Source organism: Lamprocystis purpurea DSM 4197 (assembly GCF_000379525.1).
GTDB classification, from domain to species: Bacteria; Pseudomonadota; Gammaproteobacteria; order Chromatiales; family Chromatiaceae; genus Thiodictyon; species Thiodictyon purpureum.
The window spans coordinates 1-16,447 of sequence record NZ_KB902486.1; the positions used below are offsets into that span (position 1 = coordinate 1).

General features: G+C 65.3%; 7 protein-coding genes. 6 read left to right on the top strand and 1 reads right to left on the bottom strand.

Going from position 1 to position 16,447, the window contains the following annotated elements; genetic code table 11:
- Positions 1-267: 267 nt before the first annotated feature.
- From A39O_RS0110935 to A39O_RS0110945, 3 genes are all read left to right on the top strand, one after another.
- The gene (locus A39O_RS0110935; protein ID WP_281170072.1) at positions 268-3,279 is read left to right on the top strand and encodes a type I restriction endonuclease subunit R; all 3,012 of its coding nucleotides are present in this window, start codon (positions 268-270) and stop codon (positions 3,277-3,279) included.
- Between the two features lie 194 nt (positions 3,280-3,473).
- The gene (gene prlC / locus A39O_RS0110940) at positions 3,474-5,507 is read left to right on the top strand and encodes an oligopeptidase A (RefSeq protein ID WP_020504698.1); all 2,034 of its coding nucleotides are present in this window, start codon (positions 3,474-3,476) and stop codon (positions 5,505-5,507) included.
- Between the two features lie 347 nt (positions 5,508-5,854).
- Positions 5,855-6,631, top strand: coding sequence for a Uma2 family endonuclease (locus A39O_RS0110945; protein WP_020504699.1), 777 nt, complete (start codon positions 5,855-5,857; stop codon positions 6,629-6,631).
- A gap of 644 nt (positions 6,632-7,275) precedes the next feature.
- Here A39O_RS0110945 and A39O_RS33075 read toward each other — a convergent pair.
- Positions 7,276-8,016, bottom strand: a complete 741-nt coding sequence (locus tag A39O_RS33075) for a response regulator transcription factor (protein WP_020504700.1) — start codon at positions 8,014-8,016, stop codon at positions 7,276-7,278.
- A gap of 222 nt (positions 8,017-8,238) precedes the next feature.
- On the opposite strand from A39O_RS33075, the gene A39O_RS0110955 reads away from it, so the two are divergent.
- The 3 genes from A39O_RS0110955 (at position 8,239) to A39O_RS0110965 (ending at position 16,419) form a co-directional block, all read left to right on the top strand.
- Complete coding sequence (locus tag A39O_RS0110955; RefSeq protein ID WP_157639964.1) at positions 8,239-8,784, top strand: response regulator; 546 nt, start codon at positions 8,239-8,241, stop codon at positions 8,782-8,784.
- Positions 8,785-8,862: 78 nt separating this feature from the next.
- The gene (locus tag A39O_RS36490; protein ID WP_020504702.1) at positions 8,863-10,044 is read left to right on the top strand and encodes an EAL domain-containing response regulator; all 1,182 of its coding nucleotides are present in this window, start codon (positions 8,863-8,865) and stop codon (positions 10,042-10,044) included.
- Positions 10,045-10,149: 105 nt separating this feature from the next.
- A complete protein-coding gene (locus tag A39O_RS0110965; protein WP_020504703.1) occupies positions 10,150-16,419 on the top strand; it encodes a PAS domain S-box protein in 6,270 nt (2,089 codons plus the stop codon).
- Positions 16,420-16,447: the final 28 nt, after the last annotated feature.

Here is a 16,447-nt window from a genome sequence, read left to right on the forward strand (position 1 = left end):
GGCGCGTTGCCCCCACCTTGCCCACACTCATTCACCCTTTGCCCACACTGCGCCGCACGGCCGCCGGAGCTGGCTGAGAACGCCTGCGGCGCAACAGCAACAGATCTTTTCTTAATCGCTGCGCGGATGCCGTCTTAACGACCGCTCCGCGGTGGCTGGGGCAGCGCCAAACCGCTGCGATGAACGTCGGCACGACAACTTAAATTCGGGGGAAAACTGTCCTGGACATGGGGTCCACTATACCCGGAAGCCGCCATCGACGATGCCATCAAACAGTTGTGCGACAAGCGTGAGGCGCACTCCACCATCGCCGCCAACCGGGCGGTGGACGACCTCATCCGCAACGGGGTGCAGGTCGAATTCAAGGACGCGACCGGCCGCACCCGCAAGGCGCGGGTCAAGATCATCGACTTCAACAACCCCACCGCCAACCAGTTTCTCGCCGTCAGTCAGCTCTGGATTCTGGGCGAACGGGGCTTCCGCCGTCCGGATATCCTGCTCTATATCAACGGACTGCCGCTCGTTTTTATCGAGCTGAAGAACTCCAACGTCAACCTCAGGTGCGCCTACGACGACAATCTGACCAACTACAAGGCGGAGATCCCGCAACTCTTCCTGACCAATGCACTCTGTGTCCTTTCAAACGCCATCGAGACCCGTGTCGGCAGCCTGACCGCCGAGTGGGAGCACTTCTTCCACTGGCTGCGCCCCGAGGACGAGAAAGAGAAGATCAGGCGCGAGCAAATCGCGGCGCAAGGCACCAGCGCCGAGCGGTTCCTCGCCGGTCTCTGCCCCAAGGACCGACTGCTCGATTACATCGAAAATTTCATCCTGTACCACAAAGAAACCCAGAAGATCATCGCCCAGAACCACCAGTTTATTGGTGTCAACAAGGCGTTCGACACCTTTCTCGGCCGCGCGGGATTCGGCGGCCGGCTCGGTGTCTTCTGGCACACCCAGGGCTCGGGCAAGAGCTTCTCGATGATCTTCTATGTCCGGAAGATCCTGCGTAAGTGCCAGGGCAATTTCAGCTTCCTGATCATCACCGACCGCGATGATCTCGACGGCCAGATTTACCGCACCTTTCTCAACACGGACACCGTCCGCCAGGCGGACACCGCTCAGCCCAAGGACAGCGAGCAACTGCGCGCCTTCCTGGGCCAGAACAAGCGACTCGTCTTCACCCTGATCCAGAAGTTCCGCTGGCCCAAGGGCAAGCCCTATCCGCTGCTTTCCGACCGTGATGACATCATCGTCATCGTCGACGAGGCCCACCGGACCCAATACCAGTCACTCGCGGAGAACCTGCGGGTCGGTCTGCCCAAGGCCCAATACATCGCCTTCACCGGCACCCCGCTACTCGGCAACGCCCGCAAGACCAATGCGTGGTTCGGCGACTATGTGTCTGAATACAACTTCAGCCAGTCGATGAATGACGGCGCGACCGTGCCGCTGTTCTACAGCAAACGCGTGCCGGAGGTGCAGAATCAGAACGACGCGCTGAGCGAGGAGTTTTACGCGATCCTGGAAGAAGAAACCCTCGATTCAGTCGCGCAGGCCAAGCTCGAACAACGATTCGCCAGCGAGCTGGAGGTCATCAAACGGGATGACCGGCTCGAAACCATCGCCAAGGACATCGTCTACCATTTTCCCAGGCGGGGCTATCTCGGCAAGGGCATGGTCATCGCCGTGGATAAGTTCACCGCGGTGAAGCTGTACGACAAGGTTCAGCGACTGTGGAAGGACGAGATCAAGGCCCTGCGCGGCCGGATCAAGCAGACACCGGACGAACTGCTGGCGGCACGGCTCAAGCGGATGGTCGAGTACATGCGCCGGGTCGAGATGGCCGTGGTGGTCAGCGCGGAGAACGGTGAGGAGGAGAAATTCGACCGGCAGTGTCTGGATATCCGTCCGCACCGCAAGCGGATGGATCAGGTCGACGAGAACGGCCACGATCTCGAATACCGCTTCAAGGACCCGGATGATCCGCTGCAGCTCGTCTTCGTCTGCGCCATGTGGCTCACCGGCTTCGATGCGCCCACGGTCTCGACGCTCTATCTCGATAAGCCGCAAAAGGATCACACCCTGATGCAGACCATCGCTCGCGCCAATCGGGTGTGCGCGTATAAGATCGGCGGTGTCGAGAAGAAGAACGGCGAAGTGGTCGACTACTACGGGGTCTTCGGACGGCTGAAGAAGGCGCTCAAGGACTATGGCGAGGGTGATCAAAGCGCCGGTGAGGCGTCGGTCAAAGACAAGTCCGAGATCTTCCGGCTACTCGCAGAGGCCATCGATCAAGGCCGCGCCTTCTGCGCATCCATCAATATCCCGATCGATCAGGCACTTGAAGGCCGCGATATCTTCCAGAAACTCGGGCTCTTCGAGGGTTGGGCCAACGCGCTGCTGTATAAAGACGAATATCGCAAGAGCTTCAGCGTCTACGAAAACACCATCACCGGTCTCTACGAAGCCGCGAAGCCGGAGGTTCTCGGCCGGCCGGTGGTGCGCACCGTTGCCGTCTTTCAATACCTGCGGGGGATCGTCGACAGCATCATCCAGCAACAGGATGTCGAGTCCGCCATCCGGCGGATCGGCGAACTGCTCGACGAGAGTCTCGTCGTCGACGACACTGGCTTTGCGACCGCCAAGGAGTCCGGAACTGTCTTCAGGATTGCGCAGCAGGGCAAATCCTGGGACCTCAGTACGATCGACTTCGACAAGCTCAGGGAGGACTTCAAGATGACCGCCTGCAAGAATATCGAGATCGCCGATTTGCGGGCCTTCCTCGAAAAGAAGCTCAGCGACATGCTCAAGCAGAACCGCACCAGGCGGGACTTTGCGGAACGCCTGCAGGCGATCATCGACACTTACAACGCGGGGAGCACCTCAGCCGATGCAGACTATGCCGCGTTGTTGCGATTTACTCAGGCATTGCGGGAGGAAGAGGAGCGGCACGTGCGGACGGGGCTCACCGAAGACGAACTCGAGATTTACGACCTCCTGCGCAAGGACACCATGACCAAGGACGAAGAGCAGCGGGTTCGCCTCGCGGCCAAGGCGCTGCTCAAACGCCTGACCGCAGAATCCCCCAGGGTGCTCGTCCAAGACTGGTTCAAAGACAGCCAGACCCGCTTGGCGGTCCGCGACGAGGTCGGCAAGGTTCTCGACCTGCATCTTCCCGAGCCGGGTTACGACAAGGACCTCTTCACGCAGAAGCGCGACCAGGTCTTTGATCTCACGCTCGATCTCGCCATCAACCACAGAAAGTGGGCGGCCTAGCCAGGCAGCGGCGCGCCAATCAACACGATTTCATGCGCTCCGAGGTCACGACCATCGAAGGCACGTCATCCCGCCGGGGGCCTTGCCTCTCGCGCCCCGCGCGCTTGAAGACCACGCCCGCCGCCGCCATCCCAGGGCGACCGGGAGGCGGCTTGCTCCCCCTCGTTTCAATTGCACCTGTCACAGGATGAACCATGTCCAATCCGCTCCTCGATCACGTTGGTCTCCCCGCGTTCGCCCGCATCCTGCCGGAACATGTCGAGCCCGCGCTCGATGCCCGGCTCGCGGCCTGCCGCACTGAGATCGCCCGCCTGACCAGCGCGGTGCCGGTCCCCACCTGGGAGAATTTCGTCGAGGCCCTGGAGGAGATGGACGATACGCTCAGCCGCACCTGGTCACCCATCGGCCACCTGAACGGGGTCATGAACAGCGACGCCCTGCGCGCCGCGTACAACGCTTGTCTGCCCAAACTCAGCGACTATGGCACCGAGGTCGGCCAGAACGAGGACCTGTTCCGCGGCTACCAGGCGGTGGCGGCACAGGAGCATCTCGACTCCACCCAGCGCAAGCTGGTGGAGAACGCGCTGCGCGATTTCCATCTGTCGGGTGTCGACCTGCCCGCGGACAAGAAGGCCCGTTACAAGGCCATCAGCCAGGAACTGTCCCAGCTCACCAGCAAGTATTCCGAGAACCTGCTCGACGCCACCAATGCCTGGACCAAGCTGATCACCGATCCGGCACAGTTGGCCGGCCTGCCTGAATCGGCGCTGGGTCTGGCCCGGCAGAATGCCCAGCAGCGCGATCAGGAGGGCTGGCTGCTGACGCTGGATATGCCCTCCTATATCCCGGTGCTGACCTATGCCGACAATCGGGACCTGCGCTTCGAGGTCTACCAAGCCTACAGCACCCGCGCCTCCGACCAGGGACCGCACGCCGGTCAGTGGGACAACGGCGCGGCCATGGAACGGATTCTGGCGTTGCGCCACGAGCTGGCCCAACTGCTGGGTTTCGCCAATTACGCGGAACGTTCGCTCGCCACCAAGATGGCGCCCTCCCCGGACGCGGTGCTGGCCTTCCTGAACGATCTGGCCGACCGCTCGCTCGCCCAGGCCCGTCAGGAACTGGCCGAAGTCCAGGCGTTCGCCCGCGAACACCATGGCATGGACTCCCTGGAGCCCTGGGACCTGACCTACTATGGCGAGAAACTGCGTCTGCACCGCTACCAGATCAGCCAGGAAGAGCTGCGGCCCTACTTTCCGGTGTCGCGCGTGCTCACCGGGCTGTTCGAGGTCGCGCAGCGGCTCTTCGGCGTGCGCATCGAAGAGTCCCAGACCTTCGAGACCTATCACCCGGATGTGCGCTTCTTCGAAATCCGGGATCAGGAGACCCGCCAGTTGCGCGGCCAGTTCTATCTCGACGCCTTCGCCCGCCCTAACAAGCGCGGCGGCGCCTGGATGGATGTCTGTACCAACCGGCTGCACACCGCGCGCTACGACCAGATCCCGGTCGCCTATCTGGTCTGCAACTTCAGCCCGCCGGTCGGCGCCAAGCCCTCGCTGCTCACCCACAACGAGGTAGAGACCCTGTTCCACGAGTTCGGCCACGGCCTGCACCACCTGCTGACCCGCGTGGACTATCCGGCGGTCGCCGGCATCAATGGGGTCGCTTGGGACGCGGTAGAACTGCCCAGCCAGTTCATGGAGAACTGGTGCTGGGAGCGCGCCCCCCTGGACCTTTTCGCCGCCCACTGGGAGACCGGGGCGCCGCTCCCGCCGGAACTCTACGAACGCATGACGGCGGCCAAGAATTTCCAATCGGGCATGCAGATGATGCGGCAGCTCGAATTCGCACTGTTCGATTTTCGTATCCATCTGGAGTACGACCCGGCCCGCGGCGGACGCATCTACGAGATCCTGGAAGATGTTCGCGATCAGGTCGCCGTGGTTCGGCCGCCGGCCTTCAACCGCTTCGCCCACGGCTTCTCGCACGTCTTCGCCGGGGGCTATGCCGCCGGCTATTACAGCTACAAGTGGGCCGAAGTCCTGTCCGCCGATGCCTTCTCGCTGTTCGAAGAGCGCGGTGTCTTCGATGCCGCCACCGGCCGCGCCTTCCGCGAAAACATTCTGGAAAAAGGCGGGTCCCGCGACGCCATGGACCTCTATGTCGACTTCCGCGGCCGCCCGCCGACCACGGATGCGCTGTTGCGGCATTCGGGGATCAGTGCCTGAGATATCGCCATCATAACGGATATCTAACAGATACGCGTGTAGGGGCGGGTTTGAAACCCGCCCCTAGCCGCCTGTCGGACTTTAGGCGATTTCCGAATAAGACGCTATCAAGAATCAAGCTCCGTAGGAGCCCGCTTGCGGGCGACGTGACCTGCCGGAATCGCGTCATTGTGCCCCACCCGTCGCCCGCAAGCGGGCTCCTACGGGTTGGATTTTTCGCGGAAATCACCTTACGTTAGATTGTGGAGCAACAAAAAAACCTTTATGTTGACTCGTACCCTAATCCTAGGGGCTAAGTCCGACAGGCTGCTAGAATCCGGGTATACCAACGCGCGAGGCCAATCGCCATGGGTCAGTCCCAACACCAATCCGGCTCCGGCCCCTTCCGGGCGGATCAGTTGCATGATGGCGACCGTTACGAGCTATCGAACGGCCACCCCATTTATTGCGCCCCCGCCGGGCCGGACCACGCCAGCCGCAGCCTCACCGGGGCGGCGGTAATCGCCAGCGACCCGGACGTGGAATGGGTGGGAGTCGATGCCGGGTTCTCGCCGGAGCCCGGCACCCTGCGGGCACCGGACGTGGCCGTTGCCGCGCCGCCGAGCGGACGCGGATGGATTCCGGGCGTGCCGCTGCTGGCAGTGGAATATGCGAGTGTCGGCCAGGATGAGGCCGATCTGCAGACCAAAATCGGCGAACTGTTGCGCGGCGGGAGCCGCGCTGTTTGGGTGGTGCGGCTCCTGGGTCCGCGCCGGGTCGAGGTCCACCGCCCCGGCGAACCCATGCGGGTGGCGACCCTGGGCGAGTCACTCACCGCGCCCGGCGTCCTGCGCAACCCGGTGCCGGTGGAAGCGCTCTTCGAGCACGCGGTGGCGGAGCAGGCGACGCTCCGCAATCTGCTGCAACGGGCCGGCTACACGGACCTGGAGGCGGTGCGGGACGAGGGACGGGAGGAAGGCCGCGCGGGCCTGGCGAACGCCATTATCGCCCTCCTCGCCGCGCGGGGCCTGGAGCCGAGCGCCGCGGTCAGCGAGCGCATCCAGGCCAGTCGCGACCTGGACCAGCTCAAGACCTGGCTGATCGCCGCCGCGCGGGTGACCGACCCGACACGGATCTTCGACTGACTGAAAGTCGCGCAGCGACCCCGTGGGAGCGGCGTCCCGCCGCGACGGGCCGGGCGCGTACCCGCAATGTTCGGGGTCACCGCGGCACCGCATCGCGGCGGGACGCCGCTCCCACGGAGGATATGCATCGTCCGGGGTAGCTGATGCTCCTGTACGATACCCGCGACGACGCTCTCGTCCCGCGTCGTTTCGCGGTCCTTGAGATGCACCTTCGGAGTCCAAGGCCTCAGCCTTGGACTCCAGCATCCTAGCAGCCTGTTCGGACTTAGCCCCTAGGATTAGGGTATGAGTCAACATAAAGGCTTTTTGTTGCTCCACAATCTAACGTCAGGTGATTTCCGCGAAAAATCCAACCCGTAGGAGCCCGCTTGCGGGCGACGGGTGGGGGCACAATGACACATCCAACCCGTAGGAGCCCGCTTGCGGGCGACGGGGGGGGCACAATGACGCATCCAACCCGTAGGAGCCCGCTTGCGGGCGACGGGTGGGGCACAATGACGCGATTCCGGCAGGTCACGTCGCCCGCAAGCGGGCTCCTACGGAGCTTGATTCTTGATAGCNTCTTATTCGGAAATCGCCTAAAGTCCGACAGGCTGCTAGGATGGACAAGCGCAGCGCAGTCCACCAGCGGCGGCGCGGAGCGATCACGGCCGATCGGAACGATCAAGACCCTCGGCCGCTTCCTTCTCGTCGGACTCCCCACGCAATGTCAAGCGGTAACCGCGGCCACGGACCGCCCAGATCGTCACGGCGTCGATGCCGGCCTCACTGAGCTTGCGCCTGATATGACCGATGTGCACATCGGCAGCGCGGTCAGCCGGGTCCCAGTTGGCACGCTGCACCAAGGCGCCCCGCCCGACCGGCCGGCCCCCGGCGCGCATCAACTGCTCGAGCATCAAGGTCTCCCTCTCGGTCAGTTCAACGGCGTCAGCCACCCCCTCGCAACGCACCTGGCGGGCGCTCGCATCGAGCTGCACGGGTCCGTAGCGCAGCGTCGTTTCCTGGGTCAGCAGGGGTTGCCGACGCCGCAGGACGGCGCGGATGCGGGCGTTCAGTTCGCCCTGCGCAAAGGGTTTGGTCACATAGTCGTCAGCCCCCGCGTCCAGCCCGCGGATGCGGTCCTCGATCTCGTCGCGTCCGGTCATGATGATGACCGCCACCGGGGTGGTGCGGGTCAACTCAACCGCCAGGTCGATGCCGTCCTCGCCGCTCAGGCCGAGATCAAGCAGGACCAGATCGGCACCCTGGCTGCGGTAGAGGCGACGCAACTCGGCGCCGCTGGGCGCCAGCGCCGTCACATAGCCATCGTGCTCCAGACCGCGAGCCACGGCTCTGGCGAAGGGGATGTTGTCCTCGACAATAATGATTCGCGGTGCGTCTGTCATGGTCTAACCCGGCGTCGTTCTCCCTTCCTATCCGCTGAAGCCCGACACTGTTCAGGATAGACCGAGATCCTGTCAACCTGAAAAAAGCGGTTCGCCGGCTCGCATCTTTACACGTCTTTACCATGACTGCCGAGATCCGACACTATCCTTATGTCGCAAACCCGCGGTCAGCGGGTCAACGTCCGCTGTTCCAAGACGCACCGACGCAAGGGAAATCTCATTATGAATCATAACGATAAGATCACTATCAATCGCCCGCACATCGTCGCCGTCGACGACCAGGCGGCATCGCTGCAACAAATCCGCGAGGCATTGGGCGATATGCACCTGGATGGCCGCACTTTCCAGGACCCGCGGGCGGCGCTTGCGGCCATGACGGCGGCGCCCCCTGACGTCCTGATCACCGACGTCTTCATGCCCGGTCTGGACGGCTTCCAACTCGCCGCACTCACCCGACAACGCTGCCCCAACACCCTCATCATCGGCGTTTCGGGCGCGCTCGGCATTGGCGGCGGCCTCGACTGCGGCCCGTTGCGTGACCGGCTCAAAGCCGATTTCCTCTTCGCGAAGCCGCTCGATCCGATCGCCCTCTTCGCCGCACTGGCCTGCGCGCTACGCTCCCCGCTCCGCGCCAACCGCGATTGGAACCGATCCCGGCAGGGGTACCCGTCCTATCCCATGCGCGCCGACACCTGCCCGAACCCCACCAACGTCGCCGCGTCGGCACCCTCGGCGACCGCACTGAGGCAGCGGCGTGAACCCGCTTAGTCAGCGCCGCGACGGCCGGCCCGGCAGCCTCAGCAGCGACCTGCCGCTCGCGTCATTCAGGCAAGTCCACAATCCACCATGAAACTCATCTGCCTCGACGATGATCCCCGCATGGAACCCGCGCTACGCCGTTTCGCGCGGCAGTTGGGCCACGAGGTTCAGTTTCATACCGCCAGCGCAACCTTCAAAGCACAGATCAAGCGTCAAGCGCCCGATCTCGTGCTGCTGGACCTGTCGCTGGGCCAGGAAAGCGGCATCGATATCATCGCCTGGCTCGCCGAAGCTCAGGTCCAGGTGCCCATCGTCCTGCTCTCGGGTCAGGGAGACGACCTGCTCGACACCGCACGACGCATCGCCACGGCGAGCGGTATCCTGGTGCTGGGGGCGGTCAGCAAGGGGCAACTCGTCAGAGACCTGCCGCCCCTGCTGGCCGAGCGCAGCGGCAGCGCGCAGCCCCGGCTCATCCGGCCCGCCGCGGCACCGCACCTGACGTCGGACGAGCTCGATCGCTACATCCGGGAGGGCCGCATCGAGCCGTATTTCCAACCGATCGTCTCCGCCGCCGACCGGCAGTTACGCGGCGCCGAAGTCCTGGCCAGACTCCGCCTGCCCTCCGGACAGATCCTCGGCGCCCCGGCGTTCATTCCGCTGGCGGAAGCCGCCGGTCTGATCCTGCCGCTCACCGCGGCCCTGTTCACCCGCATCATCACCTTGGCGAGTCAGCTCGAGCCCTTGCACCTCGAGTTCCTGGCCGTCAATCTCTCCGCCGCGACACTGGAGCAGCAGCCGACGATCGCCCTCGTCCGGAGCTTGATCGAAGGCTTGGCCGGCCGTTGCCATGTGCGCGTGGAATTGACCGAGACCGCGCGGATCGCCGACTCCCAGCCGGTGCGGGAACTGGCTGCTCAAGTCAGTTTGCTCGGCGCTTCCCTGGCCGTCGACGATTTCGGCACCGGCTATTCCTCCATCCGGGCGCTCACCGAACTCCCCTTCGATACCCTCAAGGTCGACCTGTCGTTCGTCGCCGAGATGTTCGACTCGGCCAAGGCCATGAAGATGCTGATCGCCATCATCGCCCTCGGACACGGTCTCGGTCTCAAAGTGGTCGCCGAGGGCGTGGAAACCGAGGCGCAACGGCGCGTCTTGATCGAGCACGGTGCCGACCTGCTCCAAGGCTACCTGTTCGGGCGGCCGATGAATATCCTTGAGTTCGTGCAGACCCAGGGTGCCGCACGCGGCGCCGCCGACCAGGCGGCCTGAACCGGCGTGTTCCGCGGGCCAACACCACCAGCCGCATGAGGCCGATCGTGACCCAGGGCTTTCAACACCATCGCCTGCACCCCGGCCCAAGAAGCTGTGTACGCGATGGCTAACCGCATCGATGCCGCCTGGCGACAGGTGTCGGCCGCGGCCGGCCGCCGTCAACTGCTCACGCCGGCGCTGGCCGCGGCGGCCATCGCCGGCAACTATTTCAGTTTGCCCTTGTTTTTCGGCGTCGACATCCTGTTCGGCTCCATCGCGGTCTTGTTGGCCCTGGCCTGGCTGGGCACCGGCCCCGGGCTGGCCGTGGCCCTGGCCGGAGGCGCCTATACCTGGCTGCTGTGGGATCATCCTTACGCGTTGATCATCCTGGTCGCCGAGGCCGCGGCGATCGGCTGGCACCGGGAGCGGGCGCGCCGATGCGGGCGGACTCCGCCGCCGCTGGCGGTCTCGGCAACCCTGTACTGGCTGCTGATCGGCATCCCGCTGGTGGTGTTGTGTTATCGCTTCGGACTCGGACTGGGCTGGACCGCGACCCTCCTGATTGCCTTCAAGCAAGCACTCAACGGCATTCTCAACGCCGCCATCGCCGGTCTGATCCTGGTGGGGACAGTGCACCTCGGGCGCCACCGGCCCGGCCTGCCGCTCGCCGAGGTCCTGTTCGGTGTCCTGCTGGCCGGCATGCTGGGGCCCACCCTCCTGATCACCGCCTGGGAGAATCTCGGCATCAAAGAGCGCCTCGAGATCGAACACGCGCAGCATCTGAAGCTCGCGGGTCAAATCACACTCGATCAACTGGCCGCGGATCGCGCGGCCGGCAGCAGCGACGCCGCCGGTCTGCCGACCCCGCTAAAGCGGCTCGGCGAACACCTGACCGCACTGCTGCCCGCGGCAGCCGACCCCCAGGTGCGCCTGGAGTCCGGACCCGCCCTGCCCGCCGCGGCCCCAACCAGCGGCAAACGGCCCCAACCGGGACAGCGCATTCCCACCGCGGCGCCCGGACTCTTTCTTGTGTTGCCCGAGGCCCGCGCGGCCTCGCGCATGGCACTGTGGAGCCAGGCACGCTACCGCATGGACCTCCCCGTGACCACCGCGCCGGGCGCCGACCAACGGCTGGTCTTTGAGTTCAGCGCTGCGCCCCTGATCCATCAGGTGCAACGGCGCGTGACGCACCTGCTCGCGGTGCTGCTGACCCTCGCCCTGCTGGGGGTGGCCACGGCCTACTGGCTGAGCGGACGCATCGTGACGCCCTTGCGGCGGCTCGCGGAGCGTACCCGGGCCTTGCCGACCGCCATCGGCGATGACCAGCCCTGGGAGCCGCCGCCTCTCGGGCTGCTGATCGAGACCCGTCAGTTGACACAGGCCGTCGCGGAGATGGCCAGCTCCCTGGCCGCCGGCTTTCAGACGCTGCGGGAAGAGCGGGATCGGCGTGAAGTGCTGGTCAGGATTCTCTCCGAACAGGGCGAACGCTACCGCCTGGTGGTCGACAATCTCGAAGACCTGATCGTCCGCGTCGACCTGGAGGGGCGGTTCGAGTATGTCAGTCCGTCCTACTGCCGTACCTTCGGCCGTCACGAAGCCGACCTGATCGGCCAATGCTATCTGCCGCTGGTCCACCCGGACGACCAGGCGGACACCACCCGGGCGGTCGCAAGTCTGTTCAGTCCACCCTTTCGATGCACCGTCGAGCAGCGCGCGCAGACCGCCGCGGGATGGCGCTGGCTCCAATGGTCGGATCAAGCCCTGCTCGACGCCCAGGGCCAAGTCATCGGTATCGTCGGCGTGGGCCGCGACATCACCGACCGCAAAGCCGCGGAACAGGCCCTGCGCGAGAGCGAGCAGCGCTTCCGCACCCTGTTCGAAACCATGGCCGAGGGGGTGGTTTACCAAGACGCCAACGGGGCCATCACCGACGCCAATCCGGCGGCCGAGCGGATGCTCGGCCTCTCGTTGGCCCAGCTCCAGGGGCTGGATTCGACTGACCCGCACTGGCGTGCCGTGCGGGAGGACGGTCTCCCCTTCCCCGGCGAGGAGCACCCGGCCATGATCGCCCTGCGCACCGGCACGGACCCGGGCGAAACCGTGATGGGTGTCTTCAATCCATTGGCGACCGGCCCGCGGTTGAGTGATGACACCACCTGGCTGCTGGTCCACGCCCGCCCCGAGAGCAAGCCCGGCGAGACCAGGCCCTATCGGGTATTCACCACGTTCTCGGACATCACCCGGCTCAAGCAGACGGAACATCGCCTCACGGCCATCCTCGAGTCCTCACCGCACGGCATCGTGGAGGCGGACCCCTTGACCTGGCGTCTGCTGTGGTGCAGCGGCTCCATGTTGCGTCTCTTCGGCTATAGCGCGGCCGAATGGGAAGACCAGTGTCTGAGCATGGAAGACCTGCACCCGATCGCGTCCTTGCCCCTGGTTCGGTCCGAATACACGCGGATCGCCAGTGCCGATCTGGCGCCCGCACTCGACCTGCCCTGCCGCCGCCGCGACGGTAGCCTCTTTTACTGCAAGCTCTCTCCCGGTCTGTCGCGGATCGGTAACGACGCGACCCTGATTGCCTTTTTCACCGACGTGACACCGGAGTATCAGGCCCGCCGCGCCGTGGAGCAAACCCGCACCGCACTGCTCAAAGCCCAGGAGATCGCCAAACTGGGGTCATGGGAGCTGGACATCGCCGCCGGTGAGCTGTCCTGGTCGCCCGAGGTGTTTCGCATCTTCGAGCAAGCACCCGAGAACTTCACCCCCGACTACCCGGCGCTGCTGGCCGCCATTCATCCCGACGACCGACCTATGGTCGAACGCGCTTACTGGACCTCCCTGGCCAAACGCACCCCCTATGACATCACTCACCGGCTGCTGCTGCCAAACGGACGGATCAAATGGGTGCACGACCGCTGCGAGTCCGACTTTGCCCCGGACGGCCGGCCGCTCCAATCACACGGAACCATCCAGGACATTACTGAACAAGAAACGGCCGCGCTGGCGCTGGCCGATCAGCAGCGGCGCCTGTCGAGCATCATCGACGGCACCCGGGTGGGTACCTGGGAGTGGGAGATACAGACCGGCGTCACGGTGTTCAACGCGCGCTGGGCCGAGATCGCCGGCTACCGCCTGGACGAACTCGCCCCCACCAGCATTGAGACCTGGAGCTCCCTCGCTCACCCGGAGGATCTCAAGCGCAGCGCGGCACTGCTCGACCGGCACTTCAAGGGCGAGCTGGACAACTACGAATGCGAGCTGCGCATGCGCCACAAGGACGGGCACTGGGTATGGGTGCTCGATCAGGGCCGGGTGATGGAACGGGATGCCGCGGGCGCGCCGCGACGCATGTCCGGCATCCACCAGGACATCACGGCCCGTAAACTGGCCGAGTTGGCCGTGCGCCAGCGTGAATCCATGGTGGGCGAGTTGCTGGCCCTCGCCGCCGAGTTCGTCAAGGTACCCGACCAGGCGATCCTCGCGCTGACCGAGCGGGCGATCGCACGCATCGGCCGTTTCAGCCAGGCCGATCGCAGCTATTGTTTCCGCCTCGACGCGGCGGCGGACACCCTCAGCAACACCATCGAATGGACGGCCGCGGGCATCGCCCCGATGATTGCGCACAGTCAGGCGATTCCACTGACCGCGCTGCCGGCCCTCATGATCCAACTGCGGGCCGGAGCGGCTGTCGTGGTCCCCCGGGTGGCGGACCTGCCCGCCACCTGGTCCAGTGAACAAGCGCTGTTCCGCGCCCAAGAGATCCAGTCGCTCCTCGTGGTGCCACTCATCGTCGAAGAGACTCTGTTGGGCTGTATCGGCTTCGATGCGGTGCGCAACCCGCGGGACTGGTCCGAGGTGGAGGTACACTTCCTGCAGGTCTTCGCCAGCATCCTGGCCGGGGCCATGGAGCGGTCGCGCGCGACCGCGGAACTGCGCGCGAGCAACACCCGCTATGATGAACTGGCTCGTCAAAGCCGCGCCGTCGCCTGGGAGGTGGATGCCGAGGGACGCTTCACCTATGTCAGCCCGGTGTGCGAAGCGGTGCTGGGCTATCAGCCGGCGGAACTGGTGGGAACCTTCTATTACGCGCTGTTTGCCCCGGAGGATCAGGCGGCGATCAAAGCCGCCGCCCTGGAGGTCTTCGCTCAGCAGGCGCCCTTCAAAGACTTCGTCAACTGCTGCCTGACCCGCGATGGCAGCCGGGTCTGGTTCTTGACCAACGGCACCCCGCTCCTGGCCGACGACGGCAGCCTGCTGGGTTACCGCGGGATGGATGCCGACATTACCGAGCGCTATCTGGCGCAGGAGCGCATCAAGGAAAGCGAGGGCCGGCTCGCCGCGGTCTTCGAGAATGCGCCGATCGGCATGGCCCTGGTCGGACCGGACCGGCGGACCACGCTCAGCAACCGCGCCCTGGCAGCCTTCCTCGGGCGCACCGCGGAGGACTTGATCGGCATGCGCTTCGATGACCTGACTCACCCGGACGACCGCGACCTGGATGTCACGGCATTCGACGCACTGATCGCCGGCCGCCAGACCGGGTACCGCATGACCAAACGCTACCTGCACGCGGACGGCCGCACGGTCTGGGGCGACCTGCGCGTGGGCCTGCTGCCGACCCGCCCCGGCGAACCGCCCCTGCCGCTGGGAATGGTCGAGGACATCACCGAGCTGCACGCCGCCACTGAACGTCAGCAGGTTCTGGAAGACGCGATGACGCGCTATGCCGCGCAACTCGAACAACTGGTTGACCTGATCAGCCTGCCGCACCCGGCACCGGAACAGGTCCGCGCCCTGCTGCGCCTGGGTTGCCAGGCGTTGGGGATGGCCGCGGCGGTCCTGGGGATCATCGACGAGACGCACGGACACCTGACGCTGACCACGGTGCGCGACGACGCGCCGACCGGTGCCATCCCCGATCTCAGCCGCGCGCTGCTGGCGGAGACGCTGGCGGAACGGGGCAACCCCCGCCTCGTATCGCCGACGCGGCTGCCGCCCGCCGCGACCATGGCGGGTTTCAACTGCAGTATCCTCATCGCCTTCGACGGCACCCACCCGGACGGATCCCACGCGACCCTGACACTCGCACTCTGGGGGTTTCAGCCACGCTCGCAATTGGACGAACCGGAGCGCCAGATCATCCGTCTGATCGCCCAGCGCATCGCCTCGGTGCAGCGTCAGGAGCAGATCCAGCGCGACCTGATGGAGGCCCGGGAGCGCGAGGCCATCGGCCACCTGGCCAGCGGCGTGGCTCACGACTTCAACAACCTGCTGGGCGTGATCGGCGCCAACATCTACTATCTCGACAGTTGTCTCAGCAACCAGTGCCCGCCCGACGCGGAGGTCCACCAAGTCCTGGAAGAGACCCAAAGCGCGCTGGGACACGCCAAGGTCGTCACCTCCGGCATCCTCGCCTTGAGCCGCGGCGGCCGCGTGCCCTTGGAGGTCGTCGACCTGGAGGAGACCATCGCCGAACTGGAGCGCATCCTGCACCACATCCTGCCGTCCGGCATCGCGCTGCGGGTCACCGTGGCACCCGGACTCACCGCCTGGAGCAACGGCGCCTTTCTCCAGTCGGCGCTGCTCAATCTGGTGCTCAATGCGCGCGACGCCATGACCGACGGCGGCAGCTTATCCATTCAGGCGAGTCCCCAACAGTGGAACGACGACACCCCGCTCGCGGTCGGACACCTGGCTCCCATGGACTGTGTGGATCTCAGTGTCAGCGACACCGGCAGCGGCATCGCTCCCGCCATCCTCCCGCGGATCTTCGATCCCCTGTTCTCCACCAAGGCCGCGCGACGCGGCCACGGCCTCGGGCTCTTCATGGTGCAGGAATTCATCGTCCGCTCCGGTGCTGGACTGGCAGTCCAGTCGACGCTGCATAGCGGCACCTGCTTCCGGCTGCTGTTGCCCCGCGAGGCCGGCGGCGCCGAGCCCCGGAAGGACTGGATGCGCCCGGCCGCCGGCCCCGGCCCGGCGGACCGCCCCAGGCCCCCACCGCTTGACGGTTTGCGGGTGTTGGTGGTCGACGATGATCCGCAGGTGCGCGAAGCGCTCGCCCGACTCCTGACCCTGGAGGGCGCCAGCCTGGTCCTGGCCGAGCATGGACAGGCGTGTTCCGATCTCCTCAAACACGACGGCGCCTTCGATCTGGTGCTCTCCGACATTGCCATGCCGGTACTGGACGGCATCCGCCTTCAGCAGCGGCTGGCGCGGGAGCGGCCCGAGCTCCCGGTCATCCTGATGACCGGTCAGGAGCCGGCCCTGGGCGACGCGCACACCGGGGACAAACCGCCGCTCATCCTGCGAAAACCCCTTGACTCCGCGACGCTGCGGGCGGCGATCCTTGCACAATGTAGAGCCGTCGGACGTGATGACCGGACGTAAGGGCGAGTTTCAAACCCGCCCCTACACC